The organism is Bacteroidota bacterium (assembly GCA_016194975.1).
GTDB lineage: Bacteria > Bacteroidota > Bacteroidia > Palsa-965 > Palsa-965.
Genome location: JACQAM010000007.1, coordinates 115,494 through 141,254 on the forward strand (window position 1 = coordinate 115,494; position 25,761 = coordinate 141,254).

The 25,761-nt window shown below is 42.2% G+C and carries 23 protein-coding genes and 1 tRNA gene; 11 read left to right on the plus strand and 13 right to left on the minus strand.

What is annotated here, in order from left to right:
* Positions 1 to 36: 36 nt before the first annotated feature.
* From HY064_05110 to HY064_05120, 3 genes are all read right to left on the minus strand, one after another.
* Positions 37 to 456 carry a PepSY-like domain-containing protein gene (locus HY064_05110; protein MBI3510020.1) on the minus strand — a complete coding sequence of 140 codons (420 nt, stop codon included), beginning with the start codon at positions 454 to 456 and terminating at the stop codon, positions 37 to 39.
* An 84-nt stretch (positions 457 to 540) separates the two neighbouring features.
* Entirely contained in the window at positions 541 to 1,794 is a 1,254-nt protein-coding gene (locus tag HY064_05115; protein ID MBI3510021.1) for a HAMP domain-containing histidine kinase, read from the minus strand.
* Complete coding sequence (locus tag HY064_05120) at positions 1,791 to 2,468, minus strand: response regulator transcription factor (GenBank protein ID MBI3510022.1); 678 nt, start codon at positions 2,466 to 2,468, stop codon at positions 1,791 to 1,793. The genes HY064_05115 and HY064_05120 overlap by 4 nt, the downstream gene beginning before the upstream one ends.
* Positions 2,469 to 2,605: 137 nt before the next feature.
* Here HY064_05120 and HY064_05125 point away from each other — a divergent pair, with 137 nt between their 5' ends.
* A complete protein-coding gene (locus tag HY064_05125) occupies positions 2,606 to 4,462 on the plus strand; it encodes a hypothetical protein (protein ID MBI3510023.1) in 1,857 nt (618 codons plus the stop codon).
* Between the two features lie 203 nt (positions 4,463 to 4,665).
* Here HY064_05125 and HY064_05130 read toward each other — a convergent pair whose 3' ends face one another.
* The 3 genes from HY064_05130 to HY064_05140 are packed head-to-tail and all read right to left on the minus strand — an operon-like array spanning position 4,666 to position 6,487.
* Positions 4,666 to 5,187: a heme-binding domain-containing protein gene (locus tag HY064_05130; GenBank protein ID MBI3510024.1), complete on the minus strand. Its 522-nt coding sequence runs from the start codon at positions 5,185 to 5,187 to the stop codon at positions 4,666 to 4,668.
* Positions 5,188 to 5,219: 32 nt separating this feature from the next.
* Positions 5,220 to 6,053, minus strand: a complete 834-nt coding sequence (locus tag HY064_05135) for a dioxygenase (GenBank protein ID MBI3510025.1) — start codon at positions 6,051 to 6,053, stop codon at positions 5,220 to 5,222.
* A gap of 17 nt (positions 6,054 to 6,070) precedes the next feature.
* On the minus strand, positions 6,071 to 6,487 hold the full coding sequence (locus HY064_05140) for a DoxX family protein (protein ID MBI3510026.1): 417 nt from the start codon (positions 6,485 to 6,487) through the stop codon (positions 6,071 to 6,073).
* Positions 6,488 to 6,636: 149 nt separating this feature from the next.
* Here HY064_05140 and HY064_05145 point away from each other — a divergent pair, with 149 nt between their 5' ends.
* The 3 genes from HY064_05145 (at position 6,637) to HY064_05155 (ending at position 9,316) form a co-directional block, all read left to right on the plus strand.
* Entirely contained in the window at positions 6,637 to 7,008 is a 372-nt protein-coding gene (locus HY064_05145; protein ID MBI3510027.1) for a helix-turn-helix transcriptional regulator, read from the plus strand.
* A gap of 188 nt (positions 7,009 to 7,196) precedes the next feature.
* Positions 7,197 to 7,814 (plus strand): hypothetical protein, encoded by a 618-nt coding sequence (locus tag HY064_05150; protein MBI3510028.1) that lies wholly within the window; start codon positions 7,197 to 7,199, stop codon positions 7,812 to 7,814.
* A gap of 23 nt (positions 7,815 to 7,837) precedes the next feature.
* Positions 7,838 to 9,316: a hypothetical protein gene (locus HY064_05155; GenBank protein MBI3510029.1), complete on the plus strand. Its 1,479-nt coding sequence runs from the start codon at positions 7,838 to 7,840 to the stop codon at positions 9,314 to 9,316.
* A gap of 23 nt (positions 9,317 to 9,339) precedes the next feature.
* On the opposite strand, the gene HY064_05160 is transcribed toward HY064_05155, so the two are convergent.
* Together HY064_05160 and HY064_05165 are read right to left on the minus strand one after the other, a co-directional pair.
* Positions 9,340 to 10,374, minus strand: a complete 1,035-nt coding sequence (locus HY064_05160; GenBank protein MBI3510030.1) for a hypothetical protein — start codon at positions 10,372 to 10,374, stop codon at positions 9,340 to 9,342.
* A 127-nt stretch (positions 10,375 to 10,501) separates the two neighbouring features.
* On the minus strand, positions 10,502 to 11,266 hold the full coding sequence (locus tag HY064_05165) for a hypothetical protein (GenBank protein MBI3510031.1): 765 nt from the start codon (positions 11,264 to 11,266) through the stop codon (positions 10,502 to 10,504).
* A gap of 74 nt (positions 11,267 to 11,340) precedes the next feature.
* Between HY064_05165 and HY064_05170 the strand changes: the two genes are divergently transcribed.
* Positions 11,341 to 11,422 (plus strand) — tRNA-Leu (locus HY064_05170).
* Between the two features lie 36 nt (positions 11,423 to 11,458).
* On the opposite strand, the gene HY064_05175 is transcribed toward HY064_05170, so the two are convergent.
* The 3 genes from HY064_05175 to HY064_05185 form a co-directional block, all read right to left on the minus strand.
* Entirely contained in the window at positions 11,459 to 12,334 is an 876-nt protein-coding gene (locus HY064_05175; GenBank protein ID MBI3510032.1) for an alpha/beta hydrolase, read from the minus strand.
* Positions 12,335 to 12,546: 212 nt separating this feature from the next.
* Positions 12,547 to 13,593, minus strand: a complete 1,047-nt coding sequence (phaC, locus tag HY064_05180) for a class III poly(R)-hydroxyalkanoic acid synthase subunit PhaC (GenBank protein ID MBI3510033.1) — start codon at positions 13,591 to 13,593, stop codon at positions 12,547 to 12,549.
* Between the two features lie 65 nt (positions 13,594 to 13,658).
* Positions 13,659 to 15,053 (minus strand): hypothetical protein, encoded by a 1,395-nt coding sequence (locus HY064_05185; protein MBI3510034.1) that lies wholly within the window; start codon positions 15,051 to 15,053, stop codon positions 13,659 to 13,661.
* Between the two features lie 262 nt (positions 15,054 to 15,315).
* Between HY064_05185 and HY064_05190 the strand changes: the two genes are divergently transcribed.
* A complete protein-coding gene (locus HY064_05190; GenBank protein ID MBI3510035.1) occupies positions 15,316 to 15,720 on the plus strand; it encodes a MaoC family dehydratase in 405 nt (134 codons plus the stop codon).
* A 12-nt stretch (positions 15,721 to 15,732) separates the two neighbouring features.
* Here HY064_05190 and HY064_05195 read toward each other — a convergent pair whose 3' ends face one another.
* Together HY064_05195 and mazG are read right to left on the minus strand one after the other, a co-directional pair.
* Positions 15,733 to 18,381: a gliding motility-associated C-terminal domain-containing protein gene (locus HY064_05195; GenBank protein MBI3510036.1), complete on the minus strand. Its 2,649-nt coding sequence runs from the start codon at positions 18,379 to 18,381 to the stop codon at positions 15,733 to 15,735.
* 138 nt (positions 18,382 to 18,519) lie between these two features.
* Positions 18,520 to 19,317: a nucleoside triphosphate pyrophosphohydrolase gene (gene mazG / locus HY064_05200; protein ID MBI3510037.1), complete on the minus strand. Its 798-nt coding sequence runs from the start codon at positions 19,315 to 19,317 to the stop codon at positions 18,520 to 18,522.
* Between the two features lie 82 nt (positions 19,318 to 19,399).
* Here mazG and HY064_05205 point away from each other — a divergent pair, with 82 nt between their 5' ends.
* From HY064_05205 to HY064_05225, 5 genes are all read left to right on the plus strand, one after another.
* Positions 19,400 to 20,545 (plus strand): acyloxyacyl hydrolase, encoded by a 1,146-nt coding sequence (locus HY064_05205; protein ID MBI3510038.1) that lies wholly within the window; start codon positions 19,400 to 19,402, stop codon positions 20,543 to 20,545.
* Between the two features lie 2 nt (positions 20,546 to 20,547).
* Entirely contained in the window at positions 20,548 to 21,285 is a 738-nt protein-coding gene (locus HY064_05210; protein ID MBI3510039.1) for a DUF2807 domain-containing protein, read from the plus strand.
* Positions 21,286 to 21,390: 105 nt separating this feature from the next.
* Positions 21,391 to 22,698, plus strand: a complete 1,308-nt coding sequence (locus tag HY064_05215) for a DUF5103 domain-containing protein (GenBank protein ID MBI3510040.1) — start codon at positions 21,391 to 21,393, stop codon at positions 22,696 to 22,698.
* A gap of 137 nt (positions 22,699 to 22,835) precedes the next feature.
* The gene (gene apaG / locus HY064_05220; protein MBI3510041.1) at positions 22,836 to 23,222 is read left to right on the plus strand and encodes a Co2+/Mg2+ efflux protein ApaG; all 387 of its coding nucleotides are present in this window, start codon (positions 22,836 to 22,838) and stop codon (positions 23,220 to 23,222) included.
* Between the two features lie 96 nt (positions 23,223 to 23,318).
* Positions 23,319 to 25,757, plus strand: coding sequence for a TonB-dependent receptor (locus tag HY064_05225; GenBank protein ID MBI3510042.1), 2,439 nt, complete (start codon positions 23,319 to 23,321; stop codon positions 25,755 to 25,757).
* The last annotated feature ends 4 nt before the right edge of the window (positions 25,758 to 25,761 follow it).

The following is a 25,761-nucleotide window of genomic DNA, read 5'->3' on the forward strand; positions in this document are numbered from 1 at the left end:
CCGGGGATGCGGGACGGTTTCTTCAAGTGAAAAAAATTATTCTTTTTCTGTTTTGATAAAATTTCCTGTTTCATCGAAAATATAATCGAGTCCGCCGGCTTCTGCTTCATAGGTCACTTTCCCTGCGGAATCAGTAATACGTGAAGCTTCTGTGATCTTTTTTGTAGGAACATTTTTGCTCATGTACAATGTAACCGCGGCAGGAAGCTGGCTTTTGTCGATTCCCACTTCGGTTTCCTGTACATTTCCGGAAGCATCGAGAAGAAGAGAAGTTTCAACACCTGCATTTTTAAATTCAGCTTCGTAGTTATTTCCCTCAACGCCCCATTTTACGCCGGTTGCGTTAGGATACAACTGTGTCAGTTTTGTTTTGCATGCCGCAGGAATATTACTTTTCTGTGCGGAGACGGTAATGCTTGCTACAGCGAGCATGAGAATGAAGATGATTTTTTTCATGGTTGTATGGTTTTTGTTTCTGGTGTTACAATAATAATACCGCATTCTGTAGAGATTCTGTGTGACCAGCGGGAAACGATCATTTCAGAACCCAATGGTGAAGGAATGCACTCCATTTTCAAAATTGTGTGAGAGTATAAGTGAATATGTATCTGCGATCTGCTTGACGAGTGCAAGGCCGAGACCGGTAGATTCTGTAGAATTATTTTCCTTGTAAAATCGTTCGAACAATTTTTCGGGCGGGCCCTGTAGCGGAGCGCCGGTATTGGCAACAATTAATTTTTTTCCGTCGAAATTCACCAGCAGTTTTCCCCCGGCCACATTATGACGGATGGCATTCGTGAGCAGGTTGGAAACGAGTACCTCGGCCAGCACCTGGTGGATCTTCACTTTTGAATGCGGCGTAACATTCATTTCCGTTTTTATTTCCTTGTGCGCAATGATATCACCCAGTAATTCCATTCTTGATTTTAAAATTTCAGAAAGATCAGTCTCTTCCGCAGTATCGAATTGCCTGTTCTCGATCTTAGCGAGCAACAGGAGTGTCTGGTTCAGTTTTGAAAGTTTACGGGTCGTCTGGTTGATGCGCTGAATATTTTCTACAGAACGTTCGTCGAGATTTTTTTCCTGAAGTAACTGCTCAGTAGAAGCAAGAATCACCGAGAGCGGTGTCTGCAATTCGTGTGAAGCATTTTCGGTGAATGATTTCAGGTTGCGGTAATCGGTCGTAATTTTTTCCGTCATTTTCTCCAGCACACGATTGAGTTCGCGGAATTCTTTTGTAGATGTTTTCGAAAAAGAAACCGGTTCTTTTTCTTCAAGTTTGAATTCTTTCAGCTTGCCGACGGTGGAGAAGAAAGGTTTCATGATCTTTCCGGCTGCAATGCGATTGACAATGACCGTTACGACCAGCAGCACGATGATGATGGTGATGAACGACCAGGAGATCGCTTCCACGAGATCATCAGTCTCAAAAAGATTCTTGCTGATGAGAACGGAATATTCGCCCTTGCCCGCTTTGATCGGGAAGACGAGTTGCCGAAATGGAAGATCCTCGCCTTCTTCTTTCGAGAACATGATCGTATCGCGCAAATGTTTTGCCGGCGGATGAACCATAGGGAAGAACTGGAGTTCATCTCCTTCTGTGAAACTGTTGCCGGGAATGGTATCGTGCTCTTTAACGAAATCCTCCACCTGCGATTTTTCTGTAAAGAGCCGTTCCGTCGTTTCTTCATCCACAATTTTCCTAAGGTTGTAATAAAACACAACCCCACCGCTCGCAAAAACAAAGAGTGTCGTGACAAAATAAATGAGTCCTGTTTTAGCAAGCAGCTTCATTCTTTACTGAATTTATATCCTGCGCCGTAAACCGTGCGGATGTAATCGCCGCTCCCCTCGCCTATTAATTTTTTACGGAGATTTTTTATATGTGAATAAATGAAATCGTAGGAGTCGGCCATGTCCATATCATCGCCCCATAAATGTTCAGCGATCGATTCTTTTGTGATGACGCGGTTCTTATTACTGATGAAAAATACGAGCAGGTCAAATTCTTTTTTGGTGAGCACAATACTTTTTCCTTTCACTTTTACCGACTGCGCTTCGGGATCGACCGCGATCTCTTCGAAAATAATTTCTTTGTTGCCTTCGAAACTCATTCTCCGGATGACCGATTTTATTCTTGCATTCAATTCAGAAAGATGAAAAGGTTTGGTGAGATAATCATCGGCGCCCAGTTCGAGTCCGGCCACTTTATCATCGAGCGAATTTTTTGCAGAAATAATAATGATCCCGGCTTTTGATTTTGAATTCTTCAGTTGCTTCACAATATCGAGCCCGTTCCCGCCGGGCAAAGTAATATCCACAAGCACACAATCATAATCATACACACCAGCTTTGTCGGCAGCTTTTGCAAAATCGGAAGCCGACTCCACCAGGTAACCTTCCTGGTGAAGGAATTGCTTGATGGAACGGCGCAGTTCCGGTTCATCTTCTACAAGGAGCACTTTCATGATTCGAAACTAAGGTAGGAATCTGTACGAAATCTGTAAGCGTACGAATTACGAATGGGGGTTTATTAAATGATCCATTTATCGCCAGAAATTTCTGATTCTTAACTGTTTTTTGTAATTTACTAAACCCTTTCACAATGAAATTCAGGATTTTTATTTTATCGATTTTATTTCCTCTCTTGCTGTTTTCACAAACGGATAAAGGCGGCATCGATTCTGTTTCTTTTTATTCGAATGCCCGCCAGCATGACTCGGTCGGGCGGGGAAATCTTCGCTACGTGCATGAGCGCTATGAGGTGCGCGAATCGGAATACACGTATCACGAGAACGGGCGCCTGCACACAGTAAAGTCCATAGTTCCGAATGAATCTTACAATTTCACGGAATATTCTGAAGATGGAAAAATGCTTTTCGATACGGTGTGGACGCCTGATTATTATGTTCATTCTGCACATTATTATCCCGACGGATCGAAGAAAAGTTATTATTCAAAAAAAATGCGCCAGCAATCGAATGATACTCCTATTCTCACACAATATTTTTCATGGGATCAGAATGGAGAATTGAATCATTTCACAGAAGTGGATACTTCGGGAAGAACAGCTACGGATGAAAATTATCCTTTGCGGAAATATAAAAATCTTACATTTTACCGGGCATTTTATTCTTCGGGCTATTTGAAAGAACAGGGATTTCTTGCACCATCGATGAGCGATTCGCCCGGAGAAAAAAATAAATACGGAGCGTGGTTTACTTTTTTTTCCAACGGACAATTGCAAACTGCCGGACTTTTCATTGCCAATATTCCCTGGGGGATGCATTATGAATATGAAGAGAACGGAAAATTACTTTCGGTGAAATATTATGTGAAAGGAGTTCTTGTACAAAGCGAACCGGGAATTTCCATAACGACCGTGAATTTCACCAGCGGAAAAGACACGATCCATTCTTTTACGTGGAATCATTTTGGTTATGAAGGATTGTATGAAATGGGGCAAGACTACAAAAATCCTTACGCTCATTCTTATTATTTTCATGCGGCTGATCTTGCCAATGTTCCGGATCCTTCGCCCGTCGCACGCCTGCACGAAGGAAAAATGATTTTCGGTTTTCCTCCCGGCGATGTGTGGTGCACATGGAGTTTGTATTCCATTACCATTGATGAACAAAAAAATATTTCTGCAGTCAGTGAAGGAATTTCAGAGAACAGTTATGGATATTATGACAATGGCCAATTACGTTCGTGGGTAAAAGGAACAACCAACACCAGGTACGATTACAATGAAAACGGAAGTATTTCAAAAATTGAAACTACCGGCCACTTGAGAACATGGTTTATTTACAATGTATATCCTGTGAATTTTCCGGTTGATACGACAAGAACTTACGACCGCAACGGAAGAATTTCCACAATGACTATTTACGGAACACGAGGACAGATTTTTAAAACGATGAATAGAAATGCCGACAGTACCTGGACATCCGTCGTCGATTCTTCTTACCAGCATTTTTATATTTTAATAAAAGGACATTGGGTGGAGATCCTGGATCATGATGCAACTTTTACCGGCGAGTGGAAATTTATTTGTGAGAATGGAAATTATGTAATGGAAGGACATTATGACGGCGGAAAGAACGGCGAATGGAAAGATTATTACCGGAATGGAAAATTACATACCGATCAATATTATGACGACAACAAAGAACATGCGGAAGGAATTTTCAAATCGTATGATGAGAATGGAACCCTGATACAGAAGGGATATTACGATGGCGATCGGAAACAAAACGGCGTTTGGAAAGCATATACCAATGGAAAAAAAATATCGCGCGTGCGATACGTACATGATCGCGAAGCAGGGTTTTATTCCTGTAAAAAATGTTGCGCAAACAAAGATGGGCGCCCACGAAATCAACTTTCACTTTTCATAAATGGAAAAGAGATCCTCCATCTTCACAACTGCCACAGAAAACATTGGGATTATGATTATTGATTTTTTGCCTGCTCGCCGAAGTTTTTACGAAGGTGAGGAGCGCAATACCATCACTTCAAATTTTCTTTGCTCCCGTCCGTGTTATTACTCCGCACTTTCATTCCTGAATAAATTCCGTGGCTCGTGTGCGGGGTAAAGCACGTGGCCGGGGCTAATGAATTCACTTCATCACTTCAAATCATCAAACTTGTTTTTACAAAAAATTATTCCGGTTCCTCTACCGGAATAGAATCAGGATATTGCTGCTCCATTGTTTTCCTGTTCGCCATTGCCCAATCAGAAATAATTTTTTTCTGCGTGTCCGAAAGTTTTGCATACCGGTGAATCCACAGATACGAATTCAACGGCATTCCATCCGGATCATTCACTTCATCGGAAATTGCTTTGAACTTGTCCATTTTTCGCGAGATGCAATAGGAATTGAACTGCGAAAAATTCAATGTACGTTTTCCCCCATGCACATGTCGCGCCAGCCACCAACCCACCGGCTGAATATTCGTGTACCACGGATAAACCGTATGATCTGAATGACAATCGTAGCAGGAAGTTTCCAGGATTGTTTTTACATCAGCAGAAACCGCAGTTGCATGCGTTATATCATTGGGAGAATCCGAATTTCCGGAATTTCTTACCGGGCGGATGAATTGGATAACGACAAGAATGATCAGCAGCGTAATTCCGATCTGTTTTTTCTTTGCGAGGATCTTGCGGAAGAATTTTTTCATCATGCAGGGAACTATTTTTTGTCCACATAAATTTAACCAATTCTGAATCCCCTGTTCGAAAACGCCGGCAATAATTCTTCGAACGTATGTTCTATCAGTTCATCTTTATCTGCCACACCGAGTGAATACAACATCGGCACATAATGATCGGGAGTTGGAGAAGCGGTCAACCCCAATTTATTTTTTTCATAATCGATAAGCGATTGAAAATCCCGCTGGTCCACTTTCATTTTCACCCACTGATCAAATTCTTCTTCCCAACCGAAAAGGGATCTTTCTCCGTGCAGCATTTTTTTCATTCCCTGTTTCAGGTTATGCACCACGGCGCCGCTGCCGATGATGAGTACACCTTTTTCACGAAGCGGTTTCAATTGTTTTGCAAGATCGAAATGATATTGCGCCGACTGGTAATAATCGATGCTCATCTGGAAAACAGGAATATCTCCATTGGGGAAATAATGACGAAGCACCGGCCATGAACCGTGATCGAGTCCCCACTCTTTCGTTTCATTCACTACCGGTGCAAGTTTTTTCACTTCGTGCGCATACGCGGGCGAGCCATGCGCAGGATATTTTATTTCGTAATACTCCTTTGGAAAGCCATAATAATCGTGGATTGTTTCCTGCACTTCGCCAGCGTTCACGTACGTACCACGCGTGAGCCAGTGCGCGGAAATAACGAGCACTGCATTGATGGAAAATTCATCGCGGATTTTTTTACTCACTACTCCGAGACTGGTAAAAAAAGGAGTTGCGTTCAGATCAGAAAGCGCTTCCATGGGATTTCCATGCGAAGTAAAAAGCACCGGCATTTTTTTCGTGGAAGAAAATTTATCCACGATCTTCGACAGGTCGGTTGTTTCCATAATATTTATTTTCTCTTTTACTGCGTTACTAATTTACTCTTATTCCGATGGAGTTTAGTGCCAATGCTGTAAGGCCCTGAACCGAAATACGCAATGAAAAGTGCACCGCCGATCATTGCCATGTTCTTCATGAAGTTGGCCATTTGCATTTGCATCATCATCGGATCAGTAACTTTCCAGAACGCATGCATCCAGAAAGTGACGGGTACAAGAAAAGCGATGATGATCCATGCACCCCACTTCGCCCTGTAACCGGTGATCAAACTCAAGGCGCCCACCACCGCCATTACACCCGAAATCGGAACAAGAACCGACGCCATGGGAACTCCCATAGAAGCTGCATAACTTACACTCTGAGAAGAGAAGTGACCTAACCCGGCCACCAGAAACAGGAGCGAGAAGAATATCCGCCCGATCAATGGAATTACTTTCATGTTTTTAGTTTTTTAGATTGATTCATTTACAACACAAAGTTCCGACAATTTGGTATAAATTATATACTGATATACTAAAGTATACCAGTATCCTCCTGTATACCGCCTTACGATTCGAAACTTGATTTATATTTGTAATACCTTTGAATATGGCACCAAAAAAAACAGCCGGTTTCGGAAAATTGGATTCCACAGAATGCGCAGGGAAACTTCTTCCCGTTACAGATGCCTTGTACGTTCTCAGCGGGAAATGGAAACTCCCGATCATCATTGCGCTTGGCCATGGGCATAAACGGTTCAAACAATTACAGCGGGAAATAAAAGGAATAACCGCGAAAATGCTTTCGAAAGAACTGCGCGAAATGGAAATGAATGAACTCGTAACAAGAACTGTTTACGATACAACTCCTGTCACCGTGGAATATGAATTAACCAAATACGGAATGACACTCGACAAAGTGATCTTTGCATTGGGGGAATGGGGAGAAAAACACCGGAAACGGATCAGGGGAAAAAAGTGACAGCGCGTATTTACAATCCACATTTGCGCATTGCCGGAAATAAGATCGGTCCCTGGCCCTGATGTGTTTACGGAGTTCAGCGTTGAGAAGAGATCAGTCTAAGAGGCTGTCTAAATTTCATTCGTGCAAAGTTGCTTCCATTCAAAAAAGAACTATTTTTAGAATTCTAACCCTTAACCCCATTCATCATGAAAACACTTTCAGCAATGGCCCTGCTTTTGCTTGCAGGAATTTCCGCCCATTCACAGGACTGGTCAGGAACTATTTACAAAATCGGCGTGATCTATCCTGGTTTTTATGTTACCAATACCGGCGACACGGTGAACGGATATTTCATGCACGGAAACCAGGTGGAGAATCAGCAGAAGTGCCAGTATTACAAAAATGAAACCGACCACAAACCAACTTCCACATTCAAGCCGGAAGATATTAGGAGTTACAAAGTGGCGGATAAACTTTACCGTTCCATTCATTACAGCGGAGGCCTGCTTGAAAAACCTCTTCGTTTTAATCTTGTGATCAAGGACGGCGGCATCAGTGAATTTACTTTTTACAGCGAAACGTGGGAAAGAAATGCAGATGGAACGTTGAAGAGCGATGACGTTTTTTTTAAAGCGAATGATCCTGCTAATCCTAAACCAATAACGCTGCAGGATTTCGGCTTCGGGTTTGCAAAAAAAATGAGCGCCTTCGTAGCGGACGATGCTGAACTTTCGAAAAAAGTTTCTGACAAAGAAAAAGGATACGGCATGCTCAACCTGCTTGATATCATTGACGAATACAACAAATGGTACACAACAAAATAATTTAAACTCCTAACCTCTTCTCTATGAAAACATTTTTTATTTCAGCGCTTTGTCTCGCACCGTTCGTTTCATTGGCACAGACCGCAGAATTTATTGAACCCCGCAATGTGCAGAGTGTTGCTATTCCGGAGGTGAAAACTTTTCACGTGAAAGATTATTCATACGTCCTGTACAAACAATTCGATATGAAAAGCCCGATCAATCACGATCTGCAGCTCGATGTTTATGACGGATCGCTGAAACCTTCCGGCTCCTACCAGATCGATAAAACTCTTGATCCGGGCGACGCGAATATTTACGAAGGTATTTTTGCGCTGCCCGACAAACTCGTCATGTTCAAATCGGAATATGAAAAAGGAAAAGGATCGGAACTGGAATATTATCCTTTTACGCTCACGGGTTCGCGTCAAGCCGGAACTCTGCTGGTAAGTTTTGATGCGGAAAAAGCAATGAACTCCGGAAATTTCGAAGTGAATGCAAGTGACGATGGAACAAAGATCGTGGTGTTGTGTGAATTACCTTATGTAAAAGATTCCGTGGAGAAAACGATCATTTATGTTTTCGATAATAATTTCAAACAACTCTGGGAAAAGGAATACCGTTTCCCTTATGAGAGCGGGAAAGCTCCGCATAATGATGTTTTTGTGAGCAACAGCGGAACAGTTTATGACCTGAAACGTGTGCCGGTAAAAAAATCATTCGACTTCTTTACCGTTTTTACTTTTACCAATAACGGAAGCAGTGTGCAGGAAAGAAAAATGGATCTTGGCGAGAATGGAACTATTTCAACTTACAGATCAGCATTCCTGTCCAATGGCGATCTCGCGCTCGGCGGATATTATTATCCGGATAAAAAAGCGGGCATGAATGTTGAAACACCGGCCGGAACATTTTATGTAAAAGTGAGTGCGGTTGACGGAGGAATGCCGGTTGACAAGATCAATCCTTTCACACCGAATGCAAATATCAAAGCGCTGTATCTTCTTGCGCAACCCGACAACAGTGTGATCCTCGTTGGAGAAGATGAATACCAGAATTCGACTCCCAAACCAGGAAGCACCACTTTCGAATACGATTATGATTATGATTATTCAACCATCATCGCAGTAAAAATGGGTGCAGACGGATCGAAGAGTTGGGAATATTCAATCAACCGGGAAGTAAGATCACGCGACGATGGCGCACGGTTTCTCTCGTGTTACGCTTGCATGATGGGTGAAAATCTTGTGATCACTTACCAGGATTTTCTTTACCAGCATGACGGACAAAAACACACCGGCATCATCGATCCTATTTACGGAAGCTGGAGAGTGAACGTGCTTGAAAAAATAAATAAGGACGGAGGAAAGGCCGGTGAAAGTTATATCAATGACAAGCGGCTTGCCGGCCGCGACAGTGAATATGCACTGATCCCTGTTACGGGAATAAAAATCAATGATTCCACTTTATTCTTCATTGGCGCGCGAGGAATGGAATTGGTGGGAATAAAAGTTGCGATGTAAAATAATTTTGAGAAAAAATTCCGTCAGGCATTTGCCGGATCTGAAACCGGGGAAATATTATTTCCGATTTTAGAGGCTGTTAAAATTTCATCCTTCTGTTTTGTTATGCGCCATTTTTGTTCATCCTTCCCTGCCCGCCCACGCACGACCCATTTTCCTTTAGCAGGCGGGGTTGCATTTCTTGGCCGTAGTCGCTCCACTATGGCCTGCAAAATGCGTCTCGATTTTTCCATCGATATTTTTCCGATGTAATACTGGTGAAATTCTTTTTGTTTTTTAAGGGGGCGGTAATAGCCAAAAAATATTTTAGGATCTACCGGGTAAGGATAAACCTGTTTCCCTTCGCCGATGTAATGGCCATTCTGATCGTAATGATAAAAGATGGTGTCGTTTACAAATATTGAACGATTGCCTTCTCTGCGCCGTATGCTGTCGATCTGCAATTCCGTCATTCCTGAATTCTTGTATCGCTCATCTAAATAATCGGTGTATGGAACAAGTGAATTGCCATCTTCCGAATAAACACTATCATCAAGAGGAATGAGAACAGAGTAAATTAATTTTCCATCATTGTCGAAAACATTTTTTGCATATTCAGTCGGAGGTTGTTCGCACAGGTGGCAGGAAATATCCGTTTCTGTCAATGAAAAAGAATCGTTCCTGTCATCCACGGTAGTATTCGCAAAAGATCCCTGGCCTCCTCCCTGGTTTCCGTTGAAATTTCCGCTGCTGATATCGTAATAATCGCCGTTGATAAGTATTGCTTTTGTTAAAATGCTATCATAATTAAAAACAAAATTGCTGTCCTTGATAATGTACCAATCGTAACCAATAGTTTCATCGGTGAATGACTCTATTGTAATATCCCAATACTGTTCCATTCCTCCTGTATGCTTTGCCGGTTGCTGATCAATTTCCACGATCGAATCAATTTCAAATGCGCGGCGTAATGAATCGGAAATGAAATAAACTTTTTTATTCTGCCCGTAGTTGAAAGGAGATTGTGCATGAATATTATTCACAGAAAATAAAAATCCGAAGAAAAATATATTTTTCATTCCAGAATTATTTGCTTTAATAAAATTCGCAAATATTCATTGGTAATCGGACCTGTTTGAACAAGTGTTGCTTCTATTGAATAAGTGAAGAGAAAATAAAATAGGAGTGCCAGGATCGGAAGTTTTTTTATTTCGCCGGACTAAATCCACCTTTGGAGAACCAGATGTTATAACCGATCATAAAATAAAATCCGCCCTGGTTCACTTTTCTTGGATCGCTCGTATTGGAAGGAGGAGTTGAATAAGTCCATTGCGGATCGTGGAACTGAAAAGTATATCCGAAAGAAATGGTGGCGGGTATGCAATCGAATTTGAATTTCGGCCCCCTGAGAAGTTTAGGAAGTTCAAGCATTCCGCCCACATTGATCAGCGTGCTTTTTACATTTCCATATTCGAGATAAAAAGTAGTATCTGCATTCACTATTCCTTTTCCGCTGGCTTTGGAATAGATGGTTGATTTTACAAATTGAATTCCGGCAACAGGATAAATTCCGCGAAAACCTTTCAGATTCGCTTTGCCCTGAACATTGTAATACAGCGACGCTCCCCAATAGCCATAATCGCCACCCGAACGGACCGTGTAATTATCATAATTTCCTTTCTTCTGTTTGTTCAATGAAAAAACAAAAATGTCGGAAATTCCCATGTACGCCGAAAACAATAATTTATCCCTTCGCCCCGCTAAAAAACCTACTTCTTCTTTTATGGAAAAATCCGGCGGCTGATTTAACAGGTAACCATATTGCCGCAGATCATAAAAATTCATTTGTTGCATTCCAGCGCGCACATATCCCGCAAAAAAACTTTTATGTACAATGTGAGCTGAATCGTTTTGGGAAAAAGAAAATGTAGAAAGTGGCGCAAATAAAAATACTACAATGACTTTTTTCATTGTAATAAATGTATTGAAATATTTCTGTTTTATTTGCCAGCAGAAAGTTAATTGCTGACCTTTACTAAAATTACGCGGACGTGTCGTAACTGGTAGCCGAGCCAGACTTAGGATCTGGTGTCGAAAGACGTGTGGGTTCGAGTCCCCCCGTCCGCACAGAAACTCCGAAGATCAATCGGAGTTTTTTTATTTTTATTTTTCCGTGGACAGGTAAAACGGGATTATTTTCTTCGAAAACAAATGTGGATTTTCGAATGGAAGATAATGTCCGCAATCATCGAGGAGTTCAACTTTTGAATGAATGATCTTTTGTTTTGCAATCTCCGCGATATCGGAAATTTTCATGGATGAATGAAGAATTCTATTGGGAATGAGCTGGTCATTTTTCCCATAGAGCACAAGAACCGGTTGATGAAGATGGGGAAGAAAACTCATCACGGGTTCGTTGAGCATTCCTTTCACGCAGGAAATAATTGTTTCACTGAATTGCGAAAACATTTCTTTCTGTTGTTCGAGATGTTCCTGCGCAAGCTCGCTCACCTGTTCAGCACGCGCGCCCAGCTGTGGTGCGTACATGCTCATCACGTGCGCAACATCCATAGGAGCGCGATAAAAAAATTCAGTGCCCTGCACAAGATGCATTTTTTCTTCGGGAGAAAAAGTTTCAATTCCCGCAGGAGAAATAAGAACCAATCGCTGCACCACAGACGGCATTTGCAAAGCAGTAACGATACTGATCTGTCCGCCCATCGAATGTCCGGCGAGTGTTACATCCTGCAGGTTCAGTTTTTCAATCAACGCGCGCACAACTCCTGCAAAAAAATTCATAGAAAAATCGCCGCGGAATTTTCTTGAACAACCGTGCCCGGGAAGATCGATGGCGATGCAACGGAAATCATTCCGCAGGTATTCCACTGCATAATTCCAGAATTTTCCATTCAATCCCAATCCATGTACAAAAACAAGAACAGGTTTATTCGCCTGCGTATCAGATTTAACAATTCCCGAATCGTAAAATGCTATTTCATCTTCAGGAGAAATATTAAGATAATGAGGAGTGGCCCACATTGGGAAACGGATTACGAATGAACGCTAATATACGGATCGCGGATAAAAAGCTATTATTTTTTTTTGATAAAACACGCTCCATCCGCAATACGTTCCCCGCACGTGAGCATGCGCGCTGTAAAATAAAACATCCCGACTTCATGGGTAGAACCGGGATGTTTTCCAAACAAACAAGTAATCAAACTAAGCGGTATCCTAACTACCGCCAAGTGTCAGTCGCGCGAGCCGAGAAATTTAATTACGGCAGGTGCAAGTTCTTTTTGTGAGCGGGTACCAACGAAAACGCCGATATGTCCACCCGGAAATTTATATAATTCATTGTCTTTCGTTCCGAGTTTTTCATTGAGCGGAATAGATGCCGAAGGAGGAACCAAATGATCTTCTTCGGCATAAATATTCAGAACCGGAATGGTAATATTTTTAAGTGAAATTTTTTTTCCGCCGATCACCAATTCATCTTTAAACAATTTATTTCCCTGGTAAAGATCTTTCATGAACTGGCGGAAACATTCTCCGGATTGATTCGGAGAATCGTTTATCCATTTTTCCATTCGAAGAAAATTCAGCATTTTATTTTTGTCTTCCATGATGTCGACCATGCCCATGTATTTATTCACGCGCATCATCGGTTTCAACATCGAGAATCCGTTATTGAGAAATTCACCGGGAACAGTTCCATAAGAATCCACGAGACGATCGAAATTGATATTTTTAGACCATCGGAAAAGCAATCCTTCATTGGTAGAAAAATCGACGGGAGTAACGAGCGTAACGAGATTTTTTATTTTCTCCGTGTGCAGCGAAGTGTAAATAAGTGAGAGGGTTCCTCCCTGGCAAATGCCCATGAGATTTACTTTCTCCACTTCATTATTCTTCCGCACAAAATCAACGATATCGTCGAGGAACCAATTCACATAATCATCAAGCGTCACATCTTTATCGGCCTGCGTAGGATATCCCCAATCGATCATGTAAATATCCAGGCCAAGATCGAGGAGATTTTTTACAAAACTTCTGTCGGGCTGAATATCGAGCATGTCATGGCGATTCACCAATGCGTACGATACGATAACCGGCGTATTGAATTTCGCAGGAGTCTCTCGCTTGTAGCGGTACAATTTGATCTTATCGACTTTGAAAACAAGTTCTTTCGGAGTGGTAGCAACTTCCACCTTGTCGATCTTCACAAGATTATCATAACCTTTCACCAGTTTGGTTCCGGTCTCCGCGATTTGTTTTACAAGATTCTCGTTCGCCATTTCAGTTGGAAGTTGAGAGAAAAATCCGGAATATTTCCCCGGACTCCTCTCGCCGTTCTCCGGACTTATACTGTCGCAGTTTTTTTCTTGGAAGATTTTACTTCTTTCGATTCTGTTTCTTCGCTGCCAGCCTGTTTCTCGAGTGCATGAACGCGTTTACGGAGTTCGTAGATCGTCGTATAAAGTTCATTGGCTTCGCTGCGCAGAACAACAGGAAGTGGTTGAAGAAGGATCTCTGCAATTTTTTCTCCGTGCTGTTTTATTTCAAGGCCGAGGTCAAGCAGTTCTCCCTGCAGTTTTGAATACTCATCACTCTTGAAAAGCGTAAGAAAAACTTCTTCATTCTTGTTTGTCCATTTACGGAAAGCTTCCTGCGAATCAGAAAGATCAGTTCCTTTTTTCACCTCTTCAAAACTTTCGAGTGTGTAGGTTTCCCATGACTTTGCCCCGGTAGCATACATGAACTGTTGGAGTTCTGTAAGTTTTTGTCCGTACACAGTCATTTTCTCAGCAAGTGAAACGAGATCTTCATTGAGTTCAGTTTCTTTTCCCGGATTGAAAAGTTTCACGAGTGGAGTAAGCGCGCGTTGGTAAATGGAGAAAATATTGTTGTAAGGATTCTCCGGATTATTTCCGAATGCGAGATAAGGAAAAAGATTTTTGAAAGTCTCGGGAGTACTTCCTGCAAATTGACCAAAAACATGCTTGGAATAATTGGAAGTTACTTCTGTCCAGTTCTGCCATTGCTGGAAAAGATCTTTTGTCTGCACAGGAGATATCCAGGAAATGGTTTTATCCATCAGGTCTTTGAAGGCAGAAGCATTGAATGAATTTTTCATCCATTCATTGCTGTAGGTATTGCTCATCATATTTTTATAAAGCGGTGACCAGAGTTCATAGAATTTCACAAATGAACCGGAATAGTTCATCATGTTATTCCATGTTTCTTTCATATTCGAATCATTCAATCCGCCAGACCAGTTCTGGAACGGTGTGACCCATTGCTGCCACATCTCGGAAGATTTTTTTGTCCAGTCCTGGTTTGCATTCCACCACTGCTGGTTGAATTCAGCAGTTTTATTCAGTGTTTCGGTTGCGAACTGGTTGTTTGAAGTATAAGGTTGGGAGAATGTGCGGAAAGTATCGAACGATTTTTCGGCGATCTCTTTCTGTGCTTTCATCCAATTGGAATACGCTTCTGAAGAGTCGAATGATTTTCCGTTTTTGAAAGCTTCCGTATTTTTTTCGAATTCGGTTTTAAAAGTTTTCGACGCATTTTCATTGGCATTCTTCGTGATCTCCATTTGCTTATTCAGCCATTCCTGATAAATGGTTGCGCCCTCTTTCATTGAAGATCCTGTTTTCACAGAATCCTGAAGTTTTTTGTTGCTTTCTGTCCAGTTGTTCATCAACTGTTTCTGGGTTTCCAACCAGGCATCGAAGAAGTTGTTGTTTTCCATTGTTTTTGCGTTCTAATACTGTGTTTATAAATGATTTATGCTTTATTTCCGAATTTGAGGGTGCAAAGGTATGTTTTTTTATGGTCTCTTCCTATTAGTGGTCAAAATATTATTGTTGGTCGGTGAAACAGACTTGTTCGTGGATAAAACCTGCTTTTGATCCTATTCCTGATTCCGAAACAATAATCTTTTCATGATCAGAATATTTCTGTTCCGGTTGTTTTGATAAAATCTATTTTCGCATCATCAAAAACAAAACAAGATGATAGAACAGGGAACTAATTTCAATCACACCTTCCGTTTCACTCAAAAAGAAGTTGAATTATTTGCAGAAGTAACAGGTGATAAAAATCCGGTTCATCTCGATGCAGATTATGCAGCGAAAACGATGTTTAAACGTCCGATTATTCACGGATTCCTCGGCGGAAGTGTTCTTTCAAAAGTTTTCGGAACGTTATTTCCAGGTGAAGGAACGATCTATCTCAAACAATCGATGTCATTCATGCGCCCGATGTTCGTTGACACGGATTATGAAGTGCGCATGATGGTGAAAGAAGTGAACAAAGAAAAACACCGCGCAATTGTAGAAACGAATATTGCAGATCTAAAAACAAATGAACTTGTAATCAGCGGAGAAGCAACAGTGATGAACGTGAATAAAATCTGATCAGAAAATTTTTTACTTGATCAGGCTTACTCCACCAATGAGACGATACTGTTTGCCTTCTGTGTCTGTTGCAGTGATCTTGTAAACGTAAGTGTCTTCCTGACAAAGATCGGAATGTCCCTGTACTTTTCCATCCCATCCTTTATTGATATCTGTAGTTTCAAAGAGAAGATTTCCCCATCGATCGAAAATCATCATGCGATAATGATCAGGATTGATCCAATTTGATTTAGGAAGGAACACATCATTATGTCCGTCTCCATTTGGAGTAAAAGCATTTGGTACATACAAAGCCGGATCGGGCATAACACAAACGTCCTGAACAGTTGTATCAATACAACCATCTGTTGTAGTTACAACGAGCATTACGTTTCGACATCCTACATAACCAAAATCATAACTAGGATTTTGCAAAGTAGAAGTTCCGCTTGCGGTATCACCAAAGAACCATGACCAGTTGTTGATACTTCCGATTGAAAGATCGGTGAAGTACGCCGTTGGTGCTTCTTCCATGATAGGAACAGGAATCCAATCGAAATTAGCAACCGGATTCGGCTTCACAGAAATATAATTGTTTAATGTGAGTGAATCAACACAGCCGGCCGACGACCAAACTATGAGAGTCACATTGTAATTACCAGCAGAAATATAACAATGATTAGGTGCAGAAGAACTGGAAGCGCCTCCATCACCAAATGACCAACTCCATCCGGTTAAAGAAAATGGCGGAGCAATAGAAGAAGCATCGGAAAAATTAATGCATGCCGGAACGCAATTAGCATTCGTATCACTGGTGAATGCAACTGTAGGAGGAGGACTAACAGTAACCAGCACTGTTGATGAATTCGTACATCCATTCGCATCAACTATTGATGCAGTATAGGTAGTTGTAGCAAGAGGATTGATCGTGATCGGTGTTCCGGAAGGTAAAACACCAGGTGACCACGTTGTGGTATAAGCGGAAGTTCCTCCAGTTGTAGTTGCGGTTAATGTAACCGGAAGTCCGGAACAAGCAGCCGGCGGCGCTGCAGTGACAACAGTAGACAATGGCGCAGGTTGAGTAACGTTGATCGTTGAAGTGCCGATACAACCATTCGCATCAGTAATGATACAAGTATAAGTTCCTGCGTTCAGATTATTGGCAGTCGATCCTGTGCCACCACTCGGTGCCCATTGATATGTGTAACCCGGCGTCCCCCCGGAGGCGACTACGCTGGCAGTCCCGGTACTTCCGCCATTGCATAAAACACTTGTCATTGTTGCGGGTGCGGCGACAGCCGAGGGTTGCGTTATTGTAAAAGTTTGCGTGGCATTACAACCGGAAGTTGCGCTGACATTACAAGTATAAGTTCCCGCACAAAGGTTGGAAGCTGTTGCACCGGTTCCACCTGATGGTGACCATAAATAAGTGAACGGTCCATTGGCACTTGTGACATTTATTGTTGCAGTTCCATTGCAATTATTATTACAAGTCAGATTGGTTTGCGATGAAGTATAGGTCATGCTATTCGAAACAACGATCGTCACATCATCCGACGAGGTACACGTTCCCATGGTGCCCGTTACAGTATAGGTGGTAGTTACCGTTGGCGAAGCAACAGGATTAGCAATATTCGGATTACTCAATGCAGTAGTTGGTGACCACGACCAGGTAGTGACACTGCTCGCACTTGTCGCATTGAGTTGCACAGGAGCACCTGGACAAATTGTATCATCAACACCAGCATTCACGATCAGACTATTCACCACAACATTTACAGTGTCATAAGCAGCGCCTGCACAACTTCCCAAGGTTGCAACATACTGTGTTGTTGTTGTCGGGCAAACAGAAACAGTAGTTCCGGTTCCGACTAATTGATTTCCGTTATACCAACTTACTGCGGTAGCAGGAGAATTTAAAATAATCGGAGCATAAGGAATCAAAGCTATTGTATAGGTGTTCGGTCCTGTTGGAGTGAACCGGTATCCTTCATTGCTTGTAGTCCATACTGAAGGATAATTTCTACCTGGAACTACAAATGCAGTGGTTCCTGTGGAATTCTGAATTCCATGAATAGCGTAACTTCCATTCCACGGGCAAGTATATTTATTTGCAATATGCGTTTCAATAATATTGGAGGTTTCATAAAGCAAAATACTTCCGGTGTACAAAAGATTGGTACAGGAATACATTGGAGTTGAACAATAAGAAACAACAAATATCCTGTTGGGAGCAGTGCCAATAGTTGCATAGATTTCTGTTCCGCCCGCCGGAGGAAGAAGATCTTCCCATGGGCACATAATGGAATTCATCGGATCTGCATTAGTAGGAATAGCAGCGCTGATAGGCCACGGATCGTAAGTATTTGCAGCAGCAAGATCGAAGGTGACCATGTTATTCGAACCCACTACGATCTGGCTATAGGTATTTCCGAAAAAAGTAAAATTAAAACCGAGAGGAATTACTCCTGAATACCAGTCGTCGCTCAATGTGAGCGCAGTACCGGTAATTCCCACAGTGGTGGAAACAGTTGCAGTTAATGTTGCACAACCAGGCGCACAGATGGTATCATCCGGCCCGGCATTGATCGTATTCTGAGCGAATAATTTATCCGCCTTTCCTATAAACAGGAAAAATACGATTGCAAAACATTTTAGAAAAGTAGATTTCACTTTCCGCATGTATTTATTTTTTCAAGAAGAAGGAATTCCAGGGTTTGGAATCTCATTTATTTGCCGAATTAAAGATAAAACAAAATTCGAAAAAACCAAGCTATATCATTGTTAATTACCCCCTCAAATACCGGGGAAACAGGTAAATCAGGCGTTTTTTGCCCGGTTCCAGTATTCATCCATTTCAGCGAGTGACATCTGCCCCAGTTTTTTTCCGTCTTTTTGTGATTCCTTTTCGAGAAATTGAAATCGTTTTATGAATTTCTTATTGGTTTTTTCCAGCGCGTCTTCGGGATTAACGCCAATGAAACGCGCATAATTGATCAGTGCAAAAAGTGTATCGCCGAATTCTTCTTCTACTTTTTCCAGTGAACTTTTCTTTTCCACCTCCGTTTTCAGTTCACACAACTCCTCTTCCACTTTATTCCACACGTGTTCCGGTTTTTCCCAATCGAAACCTACCGCACGCGCCTTCTCCTGCATGCGCCACGCTTTCACGATCGCGGGCAGTGACACAGGAACACCCGCGAGCACGGAACGAAATCCATCGCCGGTCATACTGTCTTTCTCTTTCAATTTTATTTTTTCCCAGTTTTCTTTTACCTGTTGTTCATTTTCCACTTTCACATCGCCATAAATATGCGGATGCCGGTTCACCAGTTTATCACATTCCGCATGGATCACATCAGCAATGTCAAATTCATTTGTTTCGCTGGCGATCTTGGCGTAAAAAATAATGTGCAGTAAAACATCTCCCAGCTCTTTTTTTATTCCTGTAGTATTTTTTTCAAGGATCGCATCGGCCAGTTCATACATCTCTTCGATCGTTAGATGGCGGAGACTCTCCATGGTCTGTTTTTTATCCCACGGGCATTGTGCACGCAATTCGTCCATGATAATAAGCATCCGCTCGAATGCTGCTTTTTTTTCTTCTGTAGAACTCATCATAAAATCATTTTAACGAAGGTACGAAGTTAACTCCCGTTGATTTGTTGCCGGCTTAATCTTAAATTTACCATCCGGAAAAATGAGAAAAACAATTGCTTTATTGATGGGATTTTTTTCATTCGCATGTGCACGCGCGCAACACGATACTATTTCCGCTCCTGCAGATGTCCGCTATTTTCTCGGCGGAAGTTTTCATTATGGATTCATCTGGACGCATCACGCCGATATGGGCCTTCTCGTGAAAAAACATATTGTAGCGGGAGAGATCGATCTTTTTAAAACAACGGCGGGAAATAAAGCATGGCACGATCCTTATCATTATCCTACATGCGGATTGGCCCTGCACATCATTCCGCTTGGAAATCCGGATCAGACCGGAACTGCCATCGGACTGTATCCGTTCGTGAATTTTCCACTGGGAAAAAGAGAACGCCGTCTGAAATTATCTATGCGCTATGGATGGGGACTTGGCTGGCTGACCAAAAAATTTGAGCCCCTCGACAATCACAAGAATATTGTCATTGGTTCTCACTTGAATACCTGTTTCAGTTTGCGTTTGAATGGCATGTGGTGCATTGACGAAAACGATCGAATGGAATTCGGGATCGGCCTCACGCATTTCTCCAATGGGGCAGTGACAAAACCAAATCTCGGTTTTAATATTCCTCTTCTTTCGATCGGGTATTTTCATTCCATTTGCATTCAGAAAGATTATTGCAGGAATCATAACATGGAGAATGATGTGGAAGACATGGGAGTGCCGGCGATAAAAAAAATCCTCGCCGATCATTCGTGGCATTTGAATACACTTTTAATTCTCGGAATGAACGACGTGGATCCTCCCGGTGGAAATCGTTATGGTGTTTCAGCTTTACAGGCCTGTATGATCAAACAAACCGGGAGAAAAACAAGATTTGGTTTCGGATTCGATCTCATGTACAGTCAGGCGATACAGAAGAGATTGGGTGATGAAGGAATTTCTGTGAATGCAGCGGGAGCTTTGCAACCGGGAGTGAAAGGTGTGTATGAACTTGTACTCGGAAGAATTTCATGTCCGTTCGAAATCGGTACTTATATTTATTCCCGCTACAAAGGAAACGGGCCAATCTACAGCCGCTTTGGCGTACGTTATCTTGTAACGGATCACCTGGTAATTAATTTCTCTCTGAAAACACATTTTGCAGTGGCCGAATACTGGGAATTCGGGGCGGGATGGAGATTCTGAAAATGAAAAAACAATTCGCATACCTTCTTCCTCTTTTGCTTTTCTCCTGGAATTGCAAAAAGGAGAACGACTGCGATTGTTTCAAAGGAACCGGGGAGATTGTGACCGAAGAAAGGCAACTTCCTATTTTCAAAAGCGTCTTGGTAGAGAATAACATCAATGTGATATTTCTTGAAGATACTTTTCAGCGCGTTTCGGTGGAGGCCGGCAAACACCTGATCAAACTCATAAAAACCGAAATGAACGGCGATGAACTTCACATTACCAATGAAAATACGTGCAATTTCATGCGCCGGTATGATATTCCCATTAACGTTTATATCCATTACAAACGAAACCAGTTTTACCGATTGACTTACCGTGGAACAGGAACGATGTCGAATAGTAATCCATGCACCAATGACTCGATCGATCTTCAGTTGCAGAGTTCGGGCGACATTAATTTTGAAATGGGTTATGGAACTGTATTCACACACCAGCACGGCGCAGGCGACATCACGCTAACGGGCGCATGCGGAGAGGTCATCATTTATTCTATCGGTACAGGATTCACGATCACAGATGAATGCACCAATGGTTACACATGGTTGTATACTAACACAACCGGTAAGATCACCGTCGATCCTTCCGGCCTGCTGATCTCAAATATAGACGGAACCGGTAATGTCTATTATAAAGGCGCACCTTCTACTATTCAGAATTCTGAAACTTCCACCGGGCATTTACTTCCGTTGCAATGAGGCATGGCGTTTGATGTACGATTTATGATGTGCAATTTACAATTTGAATAATCCAAAATGAAAATGCTGACCACATTCCGGAGGTACCGGATCTTAAATTGTAAATTGTACATTGTAAATTGTACATTTTCTCTGGTCGCATTTTTCATCGCCGGTACAAAAGTTTTCGCTGCCCCCGATTCTATTCCTGATTATTATTCCGATCGTACATTGCATTATGATGACCGTGTGTATGTGAAGAATATCAAATCGGTGCAGTTGAGTCCCGATCCGCAGATCCTGGCGCCTGCTATCATTAAATTGAATACCGATGATAAACTCTACCTGAGCTTCGATGATCTTGATGGCGATTACAAGGATTATTATTTCACTTTCATTCATTGCACTGCCAAATGGGAACCGAGTAATATTCTCGTCTCGGAATACCTCGATGGATTTACAACAAATCCCATTCACGATTATCGTTTTTCTCGCGCAACTATACAGAGATACACGCATTATTCGCTTGCGTTCCCGGGCGATGGTGTGAACCTGCTTAAATCAGGAAATTACATCCTGAAAGTTTTTTCTGACAATGACGAGGACAAGATCGTGATCACCTGCCGCTTCATGATCCTCGATCAGAAAGTTTCAATTGATGAAACCGTTCATGCAGCAACTATAGTTGCCGACAGAAACTTCAAACAGGAAGTAGATTTCAATATCAATTATAATTCGGCAGAAATTTCTAATCCTTACGCTGAGCTTTCACCTGTGATCCTCCAGAATTACAACTGGAGCAATGCTGTTAAAGATCTCCAACCTCAATTTGTGAAAGATCAGCAATTAGTTTATGATTATGAAGATGTCAATGTTTTCCGCGGGGGAAGTGAATTCCGCTGGTTCGACACCCGAACATTGAGATTACAGACGGAAAGGATCCAGAGCATTGAACGCGACAGCAACAACGCCTACCAGGTATGGCTTCTTCCCGACGAGCGAAGAACTTACAAACGTTATGTGAACAGCAATGACATTGATGGAAAATTCCTGATCAAAACGCAGGATGGAGGAACGAACGATGTGGATGCAGAATATTGCTACATCCATTTTTTCCTTCCTTGGGATCTCCCCGTCTCGGATGGTAACATTTATCTTTTCGGCGCACTCACTAACTGGCAATGTAAACCGGAATCGCGGCTCACGTATAACTATACTTTAAAAGGATATGAAGCAACTTTGTACCTGAAGCAGGGCTATTATAATTACGAATATGTTCTGCTCCGCGATAACGACCCTGTTCCAGATGAATCATTCGTGGAAGGCATGCACCAGGAAACCGAAAATGATTATACCGTGCTGGTTTATTACCGGAGGCAGGGATCTTGGATAGACGAACTCGTCGGATTAAGAACAGTGAATACCCGCATGTAGATCCGCTTTTCTTCTTCTTACTGCTCTTTTTATCAACAATTTCACTTTGTTTGTCACAATAAAGCCGCCAGTTGTAAAAGTGGTCTTGCTTTTTACAAATACCCATTATAACATTGTGAAACCAAATCGTTATGCAGATGGCAACCTGCGTCACCCACGGAATAAGAATAAGCGCTCAGAGTTCATACCAGGATTTGTATTCAAGGCCTGAGATGAATAACTATTATTTTTCCTATCGCATCCGCATAGAAAATAATAGTAATCAAACGGTGCAACTGCTGCGGCGTCATTGGTATATTTTCGATGCTACCGCCGAAAAAAATGAAGTGGAAGGCGAAGGTGTTGTAGGACAACAACCGATTCTCAAACCCGGCGAATTTTACGAATATGAATCGGCATGCAACCTGAATTCAGAGATTGGCAGTATGTATGGCATTTACACTTTCGTGCGCATTTCTGATGACGGGCTTTTTGAAGTGGAGATCCCGCGTTTTGAACTTGCTGTTACTCACCGGATGAATTGAGTCCCGGATTCATTAACAGAAATTACCATTCCTTATTCATTTTATTTTATCGCTTCCAATTTTAATGGTTGATGACTACCTATTTTTGCAGGCGTCATGCATTATTTCCGGAATATTCTTTTCCTTGCTTTCATTTATTTTATTCCATTGCAGAATGAGATCAGTGCCCAGAATATTATTCATGGAAAAGTAAGCGGCACCCTAACCGACAGTTCCGGATCAGATCATTTACAATTTGTAACCGTGGTGTTGCTCCGGGTAAAAGATTCAACTGCAAAAGCGGGCGGAAGTTCCGATGTGAATGGAAATTTTCTTTTTGAAAATATTGAGGAAGGAAAATATTTTCTGCGATGTGATCTCTCCGGTTACACCGAATTCAATTCACACTCTTTTTCCGTTACCGGCGATTCTTCCTCCGTTGACCTCGGGAAGATCAAACTCACTGCTGATAAAAAGATGATGAGTACGGTGGTCATCTCCGACGAAAAATCGGATTACTCGAGTGATGCTGACAAAAAAGTATATGAAGTGGGCAAGAATCTCACGGCTACCGGGGGAACAGCAACAGATGTTCTGCAGAATGTTCCATCAGTCACTGTGGACAACGATGGCAACATCAGTCTGCACGGCTCCGCCAATGTCACTGTTCTCATCGACGGAAAACCATCAGGAATAACAGGCGAGGACAGGCAGGCGGCTTTGCAACAGATACCGGCCAACATGATCGAACGCATCGAAGTGATCACGAATCCTTCTTCGAAATACGATGCGCAGGGAATGGGGGGCATCATCAACATCGTTACAAAAAAAGGAAGTGGAAAAGGATGGAATGGAAATGCAACTGCCGGGGCCGGAACGAACAATAAATACAATGGAAGTGTGGCAGTAAGTGACCGTACCGATAAAATTAATTTTTATGCGAATTATAATTACCGTTACGAGGAGAAATGGGGAAAGAGTTATGGATCGCAGCACACCTTCACTTCAGACACCGATTATTTTTATCAATACAATGGCGGCAGCATGAACCGGTCTGCATTTCACAACGGGAAGATCGGCGCCGATTTTTATTTGAATGAAAATAATACGCTCAGCATTTCCGGCGCATACACCATGAAGACGGAAAAAAAGAATGACAGCACGATGTATTCCTTCATGGATAAAAATCAGCAACCCTTCTCCGGTTTTCAACGCAACACATGGACGAATGAAAAAACAGGAACAGCAGATGCAAGCGCAGATTACAAACACATTTTCAAAGGGAAAAAACAAACGCTGAATGTACTCGGAAGTTTTTCTTCCAATGAAAAACAACAGTCCGGCGCTTTCCAGAATGATTTTTACGGATTTGAAAATCCGCCGTACGAGAAAAATAACGGAACAACAGATTTTATTTCTTCCATTGCACAGGCCGATTATTCCAACGCCATCAACGACAGCGTTCATCTCGACGCAGGCTTGAAATATTCGCTCCGGCGAAACAATTCCCTGCAGGAAGGAGATCTTTACGATTTCGGAAATAATATTTACAACCTCGATCCGCGCTTCTCCGATCATTTTATTTTCGACGAGAGCGTGTACGCCGCGTACGCTCAATACACGGAGCGCGTGCACCGCATCACGTACCAGGCAGGTGCGCGCACGGAATACACCGATTTGCATGGCGCTTCTGAAAGCACTGGAATTAATTTTCATAATCCTTATCTCTCCTTTTTCCCCAGTGCAAATATTGTTTTTGATATTAAAACCGGCGAACAATTCCGTGTCTCGTACAGCAGAAGATTGAATCGCCCGAATAACCAGCAGATCAATCCCTATATTGATTACAGCGATTCCATTATGGTGCGAACCGGAAATCCGTACCTGAAACCTGAATTCATTCATTCAGTAGAAACAGAATTTTCAAAATCATGGGAAATTTTTTCTGTGAGCGCCACGGGTTATTACCGGCACACGGATAACATGATCTCCTGGTCGAGAATATTCGACACACTCACGGGAAAAGGAGAAGTGAAACCAAGAAATTTCAGCAGTTCAGACAATGTAGGCATGGACCTCGTGATCCGTTCTTCGATCGGTAAAAAAATTAATGCGATGCTTTCTGCCAGCGGATATGAAAGCCACATTAACGGAGAAAATATTGAAGCAGGATTACAAACCGCCTATTTCGGATGGAACGGAAAAATTTCTTTGTCGTGGAAGATCACAAAGGATATGGCGGCGCAGTTAAACGGAAATTACGGATCGCCCATGAAACAACCGCTGGGTTCATTCCAGATGCCGGGCGGAATTGATCTCGGAATGCGCCAGGATTTTTTCAAAGGAAGAATGTCCATAACACTGAACGTGGCCGATATTTTCAACACCAAAAGAATGAACATAAAAAGTTATAACACCGGCTATGATTTCACCGGGTGGAAACAAAAAGAATCGCGGATCGGAATGTTTACGCTCTCGTGGATTTTCGGGCAGGGAAATGATCAGTTGAAAAAGAAAGCGATCATACAGCAGGAAGAGAACAGCGGAGGGGAATAATCTC